Origin of the sequence: Facklamia sp. P9177, from assembly GCF_050409585.1 — a bacterium.
GTDB lineage: Bacteria > Bacillota > Bacilli > Lactobacillales > Aerococcaceae > Facklamia.
Window position 1 is genome coordinate 1 of sequence record NZ_JBNUPE010000004.1, and the last position, 15,282, is coordinate 15,282.

General features: G+C 32.9%; 17 protein-coding genes. 15 read left to right on the top strand and 2 right to left on the bottom strand.

Translation table 11 applies throughout. The features are described from left to right. The first annotated feature begins 287 nt into the window (after positions 1–287). From ACQV18_RS02760 to ACQV18_RS02825, 14 genes are all read left to right on the top strand, one after another. Positions 288–797 carry a single-stranded DNA-binding protein gene (locus ACQV18_RS02760; RefSeq protein ID WP_428892524.1) on the top strand — a complete coding sequence of 170 codons (510 nt, stop codon included), beginning with the start codon at positions 288–290 and terminating at the stop codon, positions 795–797. Positions 798–968: 171 nt separating this feature from the next. Beyond that, complete coding sequence (locus ACQV18_RS02765) at positions 969–1,190, top strand: helix-turn-helix domain-containing protein (RefSeq protein WP_428876332.1); 222 nt, start codon at positions 969–971, stop codon at positions 1,188–1,190. Further along, the gene (locus ACQV18_RS02770) at positions 1,180–3,186 is read left to right on the top strand and encodes a DNA methyltransferase (protein ID WP_428892525.1); all 2,007 of its coding nucleotides are present in this window, start codon (positions 1,180–1,182) and stop codon (positions 3,184–3,186) included. Before ACQV18_RS02765 ends, ACQV18_RS02770 begins: the two co-directional genes overlap by 11 nt. A 1-nt stretch (position 3,187) precedes the next feature. After that, a complete protein-coding gene (locus tag ACQV18_RS02775) occupies positions 3,188–6,184 on the top strand; it encodes a type III restriction-modification system endonuclease (protein ID WP_428892526.1) in 2,997 nt (998 codons plus the stop codon). A gap of 40 nt (positions 6,185–6,224) precedes the next feature. Next, positions 6,225–6,722 (top strand): DUF6414 family protein, encoded by a 498-nt coding sequence (locus ACQV18_RS02780; RefSeq protein ID WP_428892594.1) that lies wholly within the window; start codon positions 6,225–6,227, stop codon positions 6,720–6,722. 14 nt (positions 6,723–6,736) lie between these two features. After that, on the top strand, positions 6,737–6,919 hold the full coding sequence (locus ACQV18_RS02785; RefSeq protein ID WP_428876335.1) for a hypothetical protein: 183 nt from the start codon (positions 6,737–6,739) through the stop codon (positions 6,917–6,919). Beyond that, positions 6,912–7,166: a hypothetical protein gene (locus ACQV18_RS02790; protein WP_428892527.1), complete on the top strand. Its 255-nt coding sequence runs from the start codon at positions 6,912–6,914 to the stop codon at positions 7,164–7,166. The genes ACQV18_RS02785 and ACQV18_RS02790 overlap by 8 nt, the downstream gene beginning before the upstream one ends. A 40-nt stretch (positions 7,167–7,206) precedes the next feature. After that, a complete protein-coding gene (locus ACQV18_RS02795; RefSeq protein ID WP_428892528.1) occupies positions 7,207–7,455 on the top strand; it encodes a hypothetical protein in 249 nt (82 codons plus the stop codon). A 15-nt stretch (positions 7,456–7,470) separates the two neighbouring features. Continuing rightward, positions 7,471–7,749: an AAA family ATPase gene (locus ACQV18_RS02800; RefSeq protein ID WP_428892529.1), complete on the top strand. Its 279-nt coding sequence runs from the start codon at positions 7,471–7,473 to the stop codon at positions 7,747–7,749. A 686-nt stretch (positions 7,750–8,435) separates the two neighbouring features. Then, positions 8,436–8,870, top strand: coding sequence for a GNAT family N-acetyltransferase (locus ACQV18_RS02805; protein WP_428892530.1), 435 nt, complete (start codon positions 8,436–8,438; stop codon positions 8,868–8,870). Between the two features lie 44 nt (positions 8,871–8,914). Next, entirely contained in the window at positions 8,915–9,409 is a 495-nt protein-coding gene (locus ACQV18_RS02810; RefSeq protein ID WP_428892531.1) for an AAA family ATPase, read from the top strand. Positions 9,410–9,595: 186 nt separating this feature from the next. After that, positions 9,596–10,936: a hypothetical protein gene (locus ACQV18_RS02815; RefSeq protein WP_428892532.1), complete on the top strand. Its 1,341-nt coding sequence runs from the start codon at positions 9,596–9,598 to the stop codon at positions 10,934–10,936. Between the two features lie 65 nt (positions 10,937–11,001). Further along, positions 11,002–11,313 (top strand): hypothetical protein, encoded by a 312-nt coding sequence (locus tag ACQV18_RS02820; protein WP_428874038.1) that lies wholly within the window; start codon positions 11,002–11,004, stop codon positions 11,311–11,313. Between the two features lie 3 nt (positions 11,314–11,316). Then, the gene (locus ACQV18_RS02825; protein ID WP_428874039.1) at positions 11,317–11,511 is read left to right on the top strand and encodes a helix-turn-helix transcriptional regulator; all 195 of its coding nucleotides are present in this window, start codon (positions 11,317–11,319) and stop codon (positions 11,509–11,511) included. Positions 11,512–11,840: 329 nt separating this feature from the next. Here the strand turns inward: ACQV18_RS02825 and glpK are convergent, their stop codons facing one another. Further along, entirely contained in the window at positions 11,841–13,352 is a 1,512-nt protein-coding gene (glpK, locus tag ACQV18_RS02830; RefSeq protein WP_428874040.1) for a glycerol kinase GlpK, read from the bottom strand. Next, complete coding sequence (dhaS, locus tag ACQV18_RS02835) at positions 13,352–13,942, bottom strand: dihydroxyacetone kinase transcriptional activator DhaS (RefSeq protein ID WP_428874041.1); 591 nt, start codon at positions 13,940–13,942, stop codon at positions 13,352–13,354. Before dhaS ends, glpK begins: the two co-directional genes overlap by 1 nt. Before the next feature lie 177 nt (positions 13,943–14,119). On the opposite strand from dhaS, the gene ACQV18_RS02840 reads away from it, so the two are divergent. After that, on the top strand, positions 14,120–15,259 hold the full coding sequence (locus ACQV18_RS02840) for a glycerol dehydrogenase (RefSeq protein ID WP_428874043.1): 1,140 nt from the start codon (positions 14,120–14,122) through the stop codon (positions 15,257–15,259). Positions 15,260–15,282 lie beyond the last annotated feature (23 nt).

A 15,282-nucleotide genomic window follows, 5' to 3' on the forward strand; every position in this document is an offset into this window, starting at 1 on the left:
CTTGCCCTGCACTTTCTAAGTAGGTGATTCTAGAGGAGCGTGTGCCGTTTTTAACGACAACTCCTTCCTTTTGGCAACAAAGACAGCTATCAACAGGATAGGTCAGTGTACGCTTTATGTGAAGCTTATTTTAGATATTTTCCACACAATGATCAGATAATTTTACGTTAGGGTCTTTTATAGTGAGTAATGTTCGTATATCATGAGTCCTGGCACAGAGTCCTTTCTATTTTAGTTACCACTTTTAATAGATTGGACTTCTGTGTTTTTATGTAGCAAAAAATAGGATGGAAGGAAGAGTTTTTCTTCCATCAACCCTATTTATTATAGAATATAAAGAAGAAGGTTTACTGGAAGAAGCTACGATAAAAGAAGAAAGAGAGGACTTAATCAATGTCGTAGGAAATCTTATCAAAGATCCGGAACTATTAGAGATAAAGGATAATCAAGGAGAGAAACTCAAGGTGGCTAACTTTACCTTGGTTTCTAATGATAAGGAGGGAGGAAAGAATTACCACTCTTGTTCAGCCTATGGAGAAAAAGCAAAAGGAATGGAAAGCCTTAAACAGGGAGATTTTATGAGAGTGTTTGGGCAAACAAAGAACACACTAGGTGCTAATGGAAAAGAATACACAAATACAAGGGTTCTATCATCAAAGCTCTTAAAAGCAAAAGAGAAAGGCCAGGAGAAAAGTCCTAAAAAAGAATCCATCCTTGGAGTTATAAAGAAGTACAAGACAGAGGATAAGGGCAAAGAGTCGGAAAAGGCAGATAAAAAAATAGAAACAGAAAGATAAGATGGCAGTGTGGTCTTCGGACTGCACCGTTTTTTGTTGTTTAACATCCTCAATCAAACCATGATGAGCTTTAAAAATGCATATAAAGGTATGATATAATAATTTATATGAAAACTTCGCATATATATACTAAAAATTCAAATAAAAACTAATTAGTTAAGGATGGAGACAATGAAAATTAATTATAATGGACTTTGGAAAGTCATGATAGACAAGGGCATGAACAAAAAGGAATTGATGGAAGAAGTAGGTTTATCACCAGCAACTGTAGCCAAGATGACAAAAGGAGAATTCGTTAGCATGCAAGTTTTATATAGGATTTGTATAAAGCTAGATGTAGATTTTAAAGATATTATTGAGATAGGTAATAGGGAGGATAAGCATGATAGGTAAAAAAATTCAAGACAATAAAGAGATAAGACCTAACAGTAGGGAATTAATAAAATTAAAAGAAAACTTTCCACAATTCTTTAATAAAGAAGGGGAATTTGAGTTGGATAAATTTCAGGATTTATTAAAGGAGGAAGAAATTGACATTTCAAAAGAGGGCTATGGTTTGGAGTTTTTAGGTAAGTCCTATGCTAAGTACCTAAGCTCATTAGAAACCGAAACTTATCTTGCTCCAGATATAGACCATAACTTAAAGGAAGAAAATAAAGATAGTGAGAACCTATATATTATAGGAGATAATATAGATGCCTTAAAGCATTTACTAGGATCCTATGGAGGGAAAATAAAATGTATTTATATCGATCCTCCCTACAACACGGGATCTGATGGCTTTGTCTATCCTGATAATTTCCAATTTAATGCAGAAGAACTTTCTAGAAATATAGGAATCACTGAGGAGGAGGCTCAAAGAATACTTAATCTTGCAGGTAAGAGTACTCACTCTGCCTGGCTTACTTTTATCTATCCAAGACTTGTTCTAGCAAGAGATTTACTGTCAGAAGATGGGGTTATTTTTATATCTATTGATGACAATGAACAGGCAAATTTAAAATTAATATGTGACGATATTTTTGGTGAAGAAAACTTTATTTCAACTCTATCAGTTGAAAACAATCCGAAGGGTAGAAAAAACTCAGATTATATTTCTGTAAGTTCAGAATATTTGCATATGTATGCGAAAAATATTGATAAATCTTATTTTCATGAAGTTATACCAAAAAAATCTTCTGATATGACTAAAGATGAGAATGGAAGATGGGTTCATAACAGCGGGAAAAGAGTATTAGTAGGGGACAACTCTTTTAATAATCATGTGACCAATCCAAATTCCGAGAAAAATTATTCTGTTTACTATAATAGATCTAACAATAAAATAGAACTAGCAACTGAAAATATAAATGAGTGTAGAATGGATTTAATGAAACATGGATATAGAAAATATTTTTCTACTAATGAAGGAAAACTTGTAGAAAATACTTATACAAAGACGAAATTCATGGAATTATATCATGACGATGCTTTAGAATATGCTGGTGAAAAAATATATGAAAAAAACTATAATGATACTATAAGAATGAAAAGTCAATTGACTAATAGAAAATACAATGCAATTGTTAACGGAGTTCAAAAAGACTTTAATATTGATTTAACTACAACAGGTGCGGGAACTTATCTTAAACAACTTTTTGATAGTAAAAAATTATATTTTGATGCACCAAAGAATCGTGAGTTTATTGGGTTATTAATCAGTTTAATAGCTGATGAAGATTTTTATGTATTAGACTTCTTTTCAGGATCTGGCACTACTGCTGATTCTGCAATGCTTTTAAATTCTCAAAAAGGTTTAAGTAAATGTAAATATATTATGGTTCAACTGCCAGAGAAAATTGAAAAGAACAAACCAGCCTATAAGGCAGGTTATAGAACAATTGATGAAATCAGTAGGGCGAGAATAGAAAAGGCGGCGGCCAAGATTAAGGAAGAGACAATGGCAGATATTGACTATGGTTATAAGCTCTATTATTTGGAAAAACCAGAGGAAAAAACTTTAGTAGAATTGGAGAATTTTGAACCAGAAATTAAACTGATCACAGATGATATGGTCTCTATTTTTGATAATAAACATTCTTCAGGTAAGGAAAGCATCATAGCCACATGGCTGAGTGGAGATGGTTATGGCCTTAGTCAAAGTACAGAAGAATATAAGCTTAATAATTATAAGGCAAGTAAAATTGAAAAGTCCTTATACATTATAGACGAAGGACTGACAGATGAAGATGTGATGAGTCTTATTAAGAGAATAGAAAATGAAGAACTAGACATTACAAGACTAGTTATCTATGTTCATTCTGTCCAATTTAACGTGCTTCACGAGCTTAGAAAGAACCTAAAGGTCTTAAGAAACAATAAAAATGTAAGTTTGATTGAGAGGTTTTAATATGACAATTGAGTTATCTATACTTCCTCATCAAGAAGACTTTTTAAAGGCTATTCGAAAGGCCTTTGGAGATATTAGGATTACAAGAACTAAAGAGCTTTTTCAAAACCCTATTATTGATTTGGAAGATGAGAAATTAAAAGAAAATATAGAAGAATTATGGCGTGGCTACCAAGACTTGCAGGTAATACCTAGAGAATGGAGAGGAAAAGATGAAGAGGATTATCTAGGTCTTGATATCCGTATGGAAACAGGAACAGGAAAAACCTACTGCTATACAAGGATGATGTATGAATTAAATAGTCTCTATGGCTTTAACAAATTTATCGTCCTAGTTCCTTCTACACCTATCAGAGAAGGAAGTAAGAGTTTCCTAGAGGCAGATTATAGTAGGAGACATTTTCAGGATTTATATCCAAATAAAAGTTTAGATCTATCTGTTTTAGAGCCTCAGAAGAGGACTAAGGGAAGAAAAATGTTTCCTACAGCTATTTCTGAATTTGCTCGAGGGACTAGTTTAGAAAAAAATAGATTCTCTGTACTTCTTATGACTTCAGGAATGCTTTTGTCCAATGCTACTATGGCTAAAGATGACTATGACCAAACGATTTTAGGCAACTTTACTCAGCCTTATCAAACTTTAAGGTCTACTCGACCGATTGTAATTATTGATGAACCGCACAGGTTTAAAAAAGAAAATCAGGCCTATAAACGAATGTTAAAGGAGCTAAAACCTCAGTGTGTCATCCGTTTTGGTGCGACTTTTCCAGATAAGAAAGGCAGCAAAGATAAGGACTTTAATAATTTGATATTTAATCTTGGTTCAAGCCAGGCCTTTAATCAAAATTTAGTTAAGGGAGTTGAGACCTTTATGATTGAGGCGGAAAAGGAAAATGAAACCAAGCTGAAGCTAATGAGTTTTAAGAGGAGTCCAAAAATTTGTGTTTTAAGAGATGAGGAGACTAAAAAAACGCAAGGACTAGTCAAGGGAGATAATTTATCCGTCTTCGGAGAAGAATTCTCTGGAATCACCATAGAAGAAATTGGCCCGACTTCTGATGAAGCCATTAACTATGGGGTGACCTTGTCTAATGGTCAAGTCCTAGCCAAAGGTGATATTGTCTATGGGGGTATTTATACCGAAACTTACCAAGAACTTATGTTAAAGCAGTCTATTTACAATCATTTGGAAACAGAAAAAGAAAACTTCTTAAGAGGAAACAAAATAAAAACCCTCAGCCTTTATTTTATAGACTCAGTTAGGTCTTATCGTGATGAAGAGGGTGGAGCTGGCCATTTAAGGCTTAAGTTTGAAAACATTTTATCCCAGAGCCTTAAAAATAAGATAGCAAGTATGGAAAAAACAAATGATCTAAGATTAATTGAATATAAATCTTACCTTGAGGCCTCTCTAGCAGATATATCAAAAACCAATGGTGGGTATTTTAGTGAGGATAATTCTACATCTGAAGAAGATATAAAAAATGAAGTGGATAAGATTTTAAGGGACAAGGAATATCTCTTAAATTTCCATAATGAAAAGGGACAATGGAATACCATGAGATTTATCTTCTCTAAATGGACGCTAAAAGAAGGTTGGGATAATCCTAATGTCTTTCAAATTGTAAAACTGCGTTCATCAGGTTCTGAAATCAGTAAACTTCAAGAAGTGGGTAGGGGACTTAGACTGCCTGTTGATGAAAAAGGAAGACGTATTGCAGATGAGCAATTTTATTTAAGGTATCTGATAGATTATTCAGAAAAAGGATTTGCCAGTAAGCTACTGGGTGAAATACAATCAGATACACCAGGTCAAAATATGAATATTAAAGCTTTCCTTTCTGAGATTGCCAAAATTAGAAATAAGAGTGAAAATGAAATTTTTGGTCAAATGCTTATGAAACAATATATTGATTTTGAAGGTAACATCGATAAAGACAAGTTAGACCAATTATATAATGACTATCCAGAGGCAATCAGTAACTTACAACCGAATAAAATTATCGATGGCACTAAGAAGAAAAAATTTGTAAAAGTACGTAAGGATAAGTTCAAAGATATTAGCAATCTATGGAAGCTAGTAAACCAAAAATACTATTTGAAATTTGAAGATATTCCTAAAGAAGAGTTAGGAGAAGCTTTATATAAGGTTTTAGAAGGAGATATTTATCGAGATACAACTGTGGATGTAAAATCTATGAGAACTGAGTCAGTGGATGGAGAAATTGTTCTGCGTGAAAGGGTAGCTAATTATTATATTGTAGAAGATAAGATTTCCTATGGGGATTTTCTTAAAGAAATAAATCGACAGTTAGGCTTATCTGTAAGTATCATTCATGAAAGCTTGTGTAAGTTTAAAGAAGATAAGGGAGATATAGATGAGCGTATTTTTACGACAAAGGGGGTCTCCTTAATCGTTATGCAATTTAATAAATGGCTGGATGAAAAGCTACTTAAGAAATTTTCTTACAAACCACTAAATATAGATACAAGGGAAACAAGCTTGACCGATTACAAAGGCGAGGTTATTGATCAAATAACTCAAGGAGTTTTAGGAATTTATCGAGATGACAATGTGGATGTACCTGAAAGATTTATTTATGATACGGTTGTCTATGATAGTCCGAAGGAGAGACAGACACTAATGGGTAGTGATATTGATGAAGTATTAGTGTTTGGAAAAATCCCTCGTAAATCAATTCAGATTCCTCTATTTACTGGAGGAACAACAAGTCCTGACTTTATGTATGTCATCAATTCATCAGATGGAAAAGCTGAAATAAACTTTATTGTTGAAACTAAGGATATGAAAGACGAAAAATCCTTGAGAAAAGATGAAGACTTACGCATTATATCTGCTCAAAAATTCTTTGAAGCTATGAAAGAAGAAGGGGTCAATGTAGTATTTAAAAAACAACTCAAAAATGATGATATTGTGGCGATGATAAAAGGAATTTCTAGAGAAAAAAAAGAAGTGAGGATATATCACAAAAGATAAAAATAAGGATAAAACGAATATTCTAGATTTTAATCGAATTATATATTTTGATGAACCAAGTGTAACAAATTTGGTTTATATGGTTAATAAGGGGAAAATTCTTAAAGAAATAGAGAGTGTAAAAGAAAATAAAATAGAGTCGAATGCGAATTTTAATACAGAGATAGGGACTACATTTAATTTCTTAACTTTGTTTAAAGCAAAAATTAATGTTGATGGTGGAGTTGGTTTAGGAAAGAGTAGTGAACAATTGATATCTCAAGACATTAATAACACTACTCTAACTGATTATCTAGAACTGCCACTCGAAAAATGTGGCATAGAAATCTTTGAAAACGTAAATGTTTACCTATATCCTAACTCTTTAACTTATTTCAAATTGCTTACTCCCTATATGACTATGACTGAGGGAAGCTTGGATGCTGGTGAGTTGAAGATCAATGCTCAACTCATGGATTCGGAAATAGAGAAAGAGAAGGGCTATTTTGAACTTATAAAGAAGAAGGACGAAGAGGAAAAGATAATTCTTATTTATTAGCAGATTTAGTCAAAATGAATTTAACGTATCAGGCTGTTAAAGTTGGTGAAATGCCATTAGATAAACTAAATATTGAATCTGAGTTTAAAATAGATGATAGTGTGGATGGTTATCTGCTTGCTAAGGAAGAAATGGAATCAGATAAAGATATGGTAAATGTATATGATGTAATCTTAGCTGGAGTTAGTCATGATTAAAGTCTTTTATGGGACGACAAAGGAATTTGACATAATGCTTCCCAAGGATAAAAGGCCAAAATCATTAACATGGTTGGTTTCAGAGTCAGACAGTGAAAATAAAGAAATTAATGTTAAAATGTCTGACCAGAAAAAGAAAGTTGAAGGTAAAACACAAGTAGGTACTTTAGTTGCAAGAACAAATGAATATGCAGGGATTACCGAATCTGGAATAAATAATTTTGTTGGCTTGTTAAAAACAATTTAACATTAAAGATATGTATTTTCAAAATCCTCCAGTCTCTATTTTGAATCAACTAAAAAGAACATATGATAGTGAAGATATAATAGTTTCAAAGCATGCTTATAAACAGATGGAAGAAGCTCAGTTTTGGGATTTTGAAGACCGTTTTGATAATCGGATACTGGGTCAGGAGCAGGCAAAAGGGAAAATTAATATTTATTTATATAAGATAGCAAAGGGTTATAATCAAAACAAACCTGTTGTCAGCATGCTATACGGCTCGTCAGGCGTTGGTAAAACAGAAACAGCATAATTTTTATCAGAAATAATGGGAGAAAAATTATTTAGAAAACAGCTCTCTATGTACCAAAACAAGTCTTTTGCTGATTATGTTTTTGGTGGAAATCATGCAGAAGCTTCACTAGCAAGAGATTTATTAGAGCGTGAAAGTAAAGTACTTCTGTTTGATGAATTTGATAAAGCAAATAGTATTTTTTATAGTGCTTTTTACCAGATGTTTGATGAAGGGAGATATGAGGATAAAAATTACAGTTTGGATATGCAAAATAGTATTATCATCTGTACATCTAACTTCTTAAATTTATGAGATATAAAATCTACCCTTGGTGAACCAGTATTTGGAAGATTTGATGCCTTTATTGAGTATAAGCCATTAACTGAAGATATTGTAAAAATGCTTTTGAAGACTAAATATCAAAATATAGTTGATACTCTAAACTCAGAAGATAAAAAATAATTGAAGGTTTAGATGTCTTGAATAATTTGTTCCAGTATACAAAAAACATAAAAAATGTAAGAGAAATAGATAGGTTATTAAGGGAATTTTTTTTCACTAAGATTTTGGGTCATAAAAGCAAATTAAGGAAATAGAGAGCTTATCTCTCCTCTTCCTTAAAGAAAAGCCAAAGTAAAAGAACCATTTCCCCATGAGAGATCTTTAGAAAAGTATCTATATACCTATGTTTCAAAATTCAATACGAAGTTTTCTTCTAGAATCCATAAGGGATTTGGTCTGGTACAATATGAACTAAGTAAAATGCTAGATGAAATACAAGGAAAAGGTCAAAGCAAAAAATTTTTCATCCCCTATAGGGGATGACGATATAATGCCTATAATATTATCTAGTTAGAAGATTTTTACATAATCTTATATTAGGTTACACAAAAAAATGACGCTACCTTATCCCACCCATATTTAGCACTTTTTTTACTAGAGATAATAATAAAAAATAGAATGTTTTAAAATATTGAGATTGTTTTTAGAGGTGTGCAATGAGTATAAAATTTATGCGTTCAAATGAAATAAAAACTTCTCTAAATAAAGAACAAATCGACCAAATTTCTTCACTTGAAAAAATTAAAAATGGGTGTAAGCAAGAAAACGTCATAGCTTATGATATTTTTAATGACGACGAATTAGTTGGTTTTGCCATGCTTAGACAATTTAGCAGTAAAGGCTGGTTTCTTTGGAATTATGCCATTGATAAAAACTTTCAAGGATTAGGCTTAGGTTACAGTGGTTTAAAGTTACTGTTAAAAATAATGAAAGAAGACTATCAAGCATCTGTAATTACCACAACATATCGCTATGGGAATGAAATAGCAAAGAATCTATATCAAAAAGTTGGGTTTTCGGAAGTCAATAATGTAGAAGAATCTGGTTGTCATGAAGTAGACATGTTTCTTGAGTTAAAGAAGATAGGATAAGCAAGTAAAATAAGGGTTTAGATTAAGTCTATGGGGGAGAAAGTATGTCCAAATTAATCATTATCAGAGGAAATTCAGGCAGTGGGAAAACAACTTTAGCCAAAGAGCTTCAAAAAGCTATTGGACCGAATACATTAGTGATAGCGCAAGATGTTATTAGAAGGGAAATGCTGAGCGTGCATGATGGCGTGGGTAGTGAAGCAATTCAATTATTGCAGACAATAATTGAATATGGCTATGCAAACAATAAAGTGACTATTCTCGAGGGAATTCTCAACGCTAAATGGTATCAACCGCTTTTTGAAAAGGTTAAAGAACTATACGGTCCAGAAAACATCTTTGCTTATTATTATGAGTTGCCGTTTAAAGAGACAGTCAGAAGACATCGGACTAAGGATGAACGAAATGAGTTTGGTGAGGCGGAGTTAAAAAGATGGTGGAATGAAAAAGATTATCTTGAAGGGATCGAAGAAGAAATACTCACTGAGGAAATAGAAATCGAGGAAGCAGTAAAAATGATTATGGCTTCAATACGTTAAAATTATAAATCTATAAGAAAAACTACCGATTTATTTGAATGAGATTGACCTCAGCGATAGGTTAGTGGTTTTTAAAAAATATATTATCAAGTTTTAAGGAGAGTATGATAAAAGAAAATTTGACTCAAACAATATCTCTTTACGACCAATGACATTCAACAAATAAATGGGACATTTTACCGTATTTTGGTTACTTATAAATTAGAAAGAGCGAGTGACCCTACTGATTTGATTATTTTTGATATTGAAAATACTGAAACTAAATATCAATTTGAGGAATACAAATTTTATGCCATTGATCAGAAAACAGTTGAGGATTCAAATGCTTCTCCCAAGGATAAACCACGTAAAGAATTTAAAGAAAAAGTAAAAATAGGTCGTGATACAGGTTATGACATAACTAAAGCTGAATTAATTGATACAAAAGATCCTCATTTTGGCTGGGATTTAGGTTATTTTACTATTAATGGATACACTAGGGAAGCTAAACAGATTGAGGGCAAGCCAGTCTTTTTAAAGACGATAGGTGATGATATTAAATTATGGTTTACTTTAAATCAAGACATTAATCGATTGGACAATAATCCTGTCTTATCGATATCAGAAGATACCAATGGCTATGATGTTGCAATGGGAATTAAACCGACCAATTTTAAGCATGGTACTTTAATAGTGAAATATACCGATGATGAGGGGCACAGTTTTGATCCGGTTATTTATACTGATTTTTTAGCAGCAAATGCCTCTACTCGGGCCAATACCCGTATTCAAATTTATCAAGAAGGTGACTACGAAGTTACCTTGAATTATGAAATTATTAACAATCCACGAAAAATTTTATCGGTGGATGTTCTACCTTCTTATACTAATTATAAAATTAATTTTGCCTTCTCAATTAGAAATGGAAATACAATGGCATTTCCAAGAGATATAGAATCTGGGGCTGAATTAAAGGATGGCGCCTATACAGATAACGGTTTTACGGTTGATTTTATTCAATCAAAGTATTTAACTTTAGATGTTGTAAGAAAAGAAATCACTAAAAATGATGACGGCAGTGTTTCAAGTAGTGTACGTTCAAATACAGTAGGCAATGGAAAAAACACGTATGATAAACCAGGTATTTATGAATTAACTGTCAAAAATAAATACTCAGATTCAGCTCCAACTACCATTACTATTTTTGTTGGAAATAATCGTTATATTGCTGCATTAGCAAAGAATCAATTAAGTATTGAAGAATTGAATAAGAAATTATTAGCTGGACGAGAAGTTAATGAAAATGGGGACATGGTTGATAAGTTAGAAAGTGACATTCGCTTAGGAGAAAACTCTGAGATTACAGAATTGTCACCTAAACCATCTGATAGAAAGAATCCGAAACAGAAAATTGAAGAAACAAAAACCTTTGTTAAAGTAGAAGAAAATAAGAGCAATAATGCTTTTATTGTACTATTAGCTATAGTTAGCTTGATGATTGCTCTATGGGTAGTTATTAAACGAACTATAAATGTAAAAACAATTTGACATTTTTGGATAAATGAATTAAGCTATATATGTCAAAACAATTTTACATATAAGGAGAGATAATAATGGAAATGGGAAATACTTTTTGGGGTTTATGGTTATTTATAATTGTTTTTATTCTGTGTATTTTAGCAATAATATGGACGATGCTAGAAGTGTTTAAGCAAGGGGATGAAAGAAGGCAAAAAATTATACATGAAGCATCGACTGAGACATTCATTATTGGGATTGTGATATTGTTTTTTGAATCAATGTATATGATTTATCAAAATAATGTTGGATTTAACAATTACCATTCTAACCCGTTAATTGAATTAGCAGTAATCTGCATTATATTTTTAATAGATTTAAGACTAAAAATTAGAAAGTTCAGTTAATCTATGAATAATAAAATCAAAGAACTAAGAATTAAGAAGGGTTGGTCTCAAGCCCAACTTGCGGATAAGTGCAATGTTACCAGACAAACAATTAATGCAATTGAAAATAACAAATACGATCCGAGTCTACAACTTGCTTTTAATATGGCAAAGCATTTAGATACAATGGTTGATGAACTTTTTATTAGTGATCAGTAGATTTCTGGAAATTGATGCAGCATATAGATAACTGTTACATTAATTCCATAATCATTCGTATATAAGAATGAGTTTTGTGAATGCTCCTAGCTTTATTTGTGGAAACTTAATGGTAGCGATTCATGACTTTTTTATTAAAAAAATAAAAAAATGGTGTCAATGAATCGAATGGCTCCATCGACACCATAAATTTTAGAGGTGTTCAATCAGTCGGATAGGATAGAAATAATAATAAAGTATTTTAGATAAGATTAAGAACTTTCTAAAAATAGCTAAGAACTTTTTCTTAGCTATTTTTGAAATCCACTTAAATTCATTTGTGTTCTTTATTAAAAGAAATCTTGACTTAACTGAGAATAATATCGAACAGCTTTAAGCGCATTGTGCCATCCATTCAGTTTTTTAAAGCGATCGGTTTGACTCATATTTGGTTGGAAAACTTCGTTCTCGGATACTAAAGCTCTCAATTCATCTAAATCCTTCCAGTAACCCACAGCTAATCCAGCCAGATATGCAGCACCTAAACCGGTTGTTTCTAAACGTTCAACGCGTTCAACTGTTTTATTAAGAATATCGGCTTGAAATTGGATGAGTAAGTTATTTTGAGCAAGGCCACCATCAACATGTAAAACATCCAGCGCAATTCCAGTATCTGATTCCATTAAGTCAATAATGTCATAGACTTGGTAAGCTAATGATTCAAAAGTAGCAAGGATAAGTTCCCTTTTAGTCGTATAGTCATCCATGCCTAAAATAGCCCCTCTGACATTCGTTTCCCAATAAGGAGCTTCAATTCCTTTAAAAGTTGGAAGAAAATAGACGGAAGACTTTGGATTTGCCATGAGAGCCAGCTTTTCTGAATCTTCAATCGTTTCAAATAATTCTAAACCGTCTTTTAACCATTCAATGGCACTTCCAGAAATTAAAGCAGCCCCTTCTAAAGCATAATTAATTTGACCATCGATCGAATAGGCAATGGTTGTAAGTAAATGATTGTTTGATAATTTGGCTTCAGTCCCGGTATTCATAACAATAAATGTCCCTTGACCATAAGTACTTTTAACTTGTCCAGATTGAAAAGCAAGTTGACCAACTAAAGAAGCCTGCTGATTTCCAGCTACCCCTGTAATGGGTATTTTTACTCCATGGAAAAGATCAGAACTTGTTTCGCCATAGTAATGAGAGCTAGGATAAACATTGGGTAACATTGCTTTTGGAATATTAAAAAGCTTAAGCAATTCATTATCCCATTCTAAACGATGAATATTAAAGAGCATGGTTCTTGAAGCATTCGTATGGTCAGTGATATGTAACTTTCCTTTAGTTAATTTCCAAACAATCCAACTATCGATGGTCCCAAAAAGTAATGCTCCTTTTTCAGCATCAACCTGCGCTCCAGTATGATAATCTAAAATCCAACGAATCTTACTGGCTGAGAAATAGGGACTCATAACCAGTCCGGTGGTTTTATGAATATATTCTTCATTTTTACTGGATCTCAATTGATTAATTGTAGCTAATGATTGGTTAGAACTCCAAACAATGGCATTATATATCGGCTCACCTGTTATCTTGTTCCAAACAACAGTTGTTTCACGTTGATTCGTTAGTCCAAGTGCTTTGATTTGAGAGTAATTAACCCCAGATTTTTGGATAACTTCTTCAATAACATGACATACAGTTTCCCAAATAACATTCGGATCGTGTTCTACCCATCCAGTTTGTGGGATAATTTGTTGGAATTTTCGACTCGCAGTTCCAATATAATTTCCTTTGCGATCAATAATAAAAGCACGTGTCGTCGTTGTTCCTTGATCAATTGATAATATATATTCTGCCATTACTTATCCTTTCCTTTCCCTGATAAAATAGTAGTGTGTTCATTCGATTTGCTTCGACAGTTTACAAGCTTTACGAGCATCGCATGGTAGTGTTTACTATTTGGTTCACAATTTTCTAAGACCCAATGATAGAGGCTTTCAGAGAGACCATAGCTATAAAAATCTGTAGCTGTTTGAATCATTTGCTTTTTTTCTAACGAAAGAAACTGCTCTTTGAAATAATCATCTACTAATTGTTTGATTATTTTTTTAATGGAGTAAATAAAATATTCTTTAAAAGAATCTAATTTTATATCGAGGAAGATTTTTCGATAATATTTATTGTTTGATTCAAGATAAGTTAATAGTTGCCATAAGATTTCTTCCCAATTTTGCCAATCCATTATTGATTGAATGGATTGATAGAGTTCATGCGAAAAAATCCAGGTAACTAAATCATATTTGTCATCAAAATAATCATAGAAAGTTTGACGACGAAAATCTGCTTGTTTCATTATATCGGTGATTGAAATTTTATCCCTTTCTTTTTTTAGTGTTAATTCTCGAAATGATTGAGCGATGATTTCTTGTGTATCTGTTTTTTCTTTCATCCAGGCAAACTCCTTTTATTAAAAATAAAACAGTATTTGATAGTATCAGTATACGACAGAGCAAATCTGAAACCAAACGGACAGACGAAGGTTTTTGTCTGTTGAATTGATAGCGCTTACTTGTTACCATTAATTTAGTGGAGAAGAAGAAGCTTAAAAGATACAGGAGGAATAAGAATGAGAAAAGCATTTATTAGTCCAAGTAAGTATGTACAAGGTGAAGATGAATTATTGAATTTAGGATTTTATATTCAGTCTTTAGGTGAATCTGCCCTCGTTATAGGAAATAAAGCAGATATTGATCGTGTACAAGACAAACTGGATCAAACAGCTGAAACCTATAAGGTTCAATTACATCGAGGAGATTTTGGTGGCGAAGCCACACGCGAAGAAGTCGAACGATTGAAAAAATTAGCAAAAGAAAAAGGCACTGATGTTATTGTAGGATTGGGGGGAGGAAAAGCAATCGATACGTCCAAAGTTGTAGCGGAAGGACAGAATATTATTATTTGCCCGACGATTGCAGCTCAAGATGCGCCCACGAGTCACTCTGCTGTCTTATATACGGCCGATCATCAATTTGATGATTATGCTTACTTTAGCAAAAACCCAGATGTTGTTTTGATGGATACTACCGTTATTGCACAGGCACCGAGTCGATTCCTAGTAGCTGGTATGGGCGATACTTTGGCAACTTATTATGAAGCTCGAGCGACTCGTCAATCCAATTCAAATGTGAATGCTGGTTTGCCAAATGGTTATCGTACTGGGGCTACAGGACCTGCTAAAGGAACAATTGCAGCCATGACTCTAGCTGAAAAAAGTTTAAAAGTGGTTCTAGAAAAAGGATACGATGCAAAAATTGCGGCTGATCAGAACGTTGTTACACAAGCTTTAGAAGATATCGTAGAAGCAAACACCTTATTATCTGGCTTAGGCTTTGAATCGGGAGGATTAGCAGCTGCTCATGCAATATATAATGGCTTAACTGTTTTAGAAGGACCAGGAAATTATTACCATGGGGAACAAGTTGCTTTTACAACCTTTGTTCAATTAGTGCTCGAAGACGCACCAAAATCAGAAGTCGAAGAATTATTAGACTTTAATATTTCTGTTGGGTTACCAGTATCTCTAGCGGACTTAGATGTCGAAGAAGTTAATTACCAAGAAATTCTAAAAGTAGCTAAAAAAGCATGTATCCCAGAAGAATCCATTCATTCAATGCCTTTTGAAATCACAGAAGAAGCCGTTGCAAATGCAATTATTGCAGCGGATGCGATGGGTCGCGATTATAAAGCAAGAAAACAAGCAAAATAAATTTAAAAAGGTAGGAATCTAGC

Bases quoted from the DNA above. Each gene is read 5' to 3' on its own strand.
- ACQV18_RS02760 (WP_428892524.1), top strand. From the start codon at position 288: ATGGAAGGAAGAGTTTTTCTTCCATCAACCCTATTTATTATAGAATAT.
- ACQV18_RS02765 (WP_428876332.1), top strand. From the start codon at position 969: ATGAAAATTAATTATAATGGACTTTGGAAAGTCATGATAGACAAGGGC.
- ACQV18_RS02770 (WP_428892525.1), top strand. From the start codon at position 1,180: ATGATAGGTAAAAAAATTCAAGACAATAAAGAGATAAGACCTAACAGT.
- ACQV18_RS02775 (WP_428892526.1), top strand. From the start codon at position 3,188: ATGACAATTGAGTTATCTATACTTCCTCATCAAGAAGACTTTTTAAAG.
- ACQV18_RS02785 (WP_428876335.1), top strand. From the start codon at position 6,737: ATGAATTTAACGTATCAGGCTGTTAAAGTTGGTGAAATGCCATTAGAT.
- ACQV18_RS02790 (WP_428892527.1), top strand. From the start codon at position 6,912: ATGATTAAAGTCTTTTATGGGACGACAAAGGAATTTGACATAATGCTT.
- ACQV18_RS02800 (WP_428892529.1), top strand. From the start codon at position 7,471: ATGGGAGAAAAATTATTTAGAAAACAGCTCTCTATGTACCAAAACAAG.
- ACQV18_RS02805 (WP_428892530.1), top strand. From the start codon at position 8,436: ATGAGTATAAAATTTATGCGTTCAAATGAAATAAAAACTTCTCTAAAT.
- ACQV18_RS02810 (WP_428892531.1), top strand. From the start codon at position 8,915: ATGTCCAAATTAATCATTATCAGAGGAAATTCAGGCAGTGGGAAAACA.
- ACQV18_RS02820 (WP_428874038.1), top strand. From the start codon at position 11,002: ATGGAAATGGGAAATACTTTTTGGGGTTTATGGTTATTTATAATTGTT.
- ACQV18_RS02825 (WP_428874039.1), top strand. From the start codon at position 11,317: ATGAATAATAAAATCAAAGAACTAAGAATTAAGAAGGGTTGGTCTCAA.
- glpK (WP_428874040.1), bottom strand. From the start codon at position 13,352: ATGGCAGAATATATATTATCAATTGATCAAGGAACAACGACGACACGT.
- dhaS (WP_428874041.1), bottom strand. From the start codon at position 13,942: ATGAAAGAAAAAACAGATACACAAGAAATCATCGCTCAATCATTTCGA.
- ACQV18_RS02840 (WP_428874043.1), top strand. From the start codon at position 14,120: ATGAGAAAAGCATTTATTAGTCCAAGTAAGTATGTACAAGGTGAAGAT.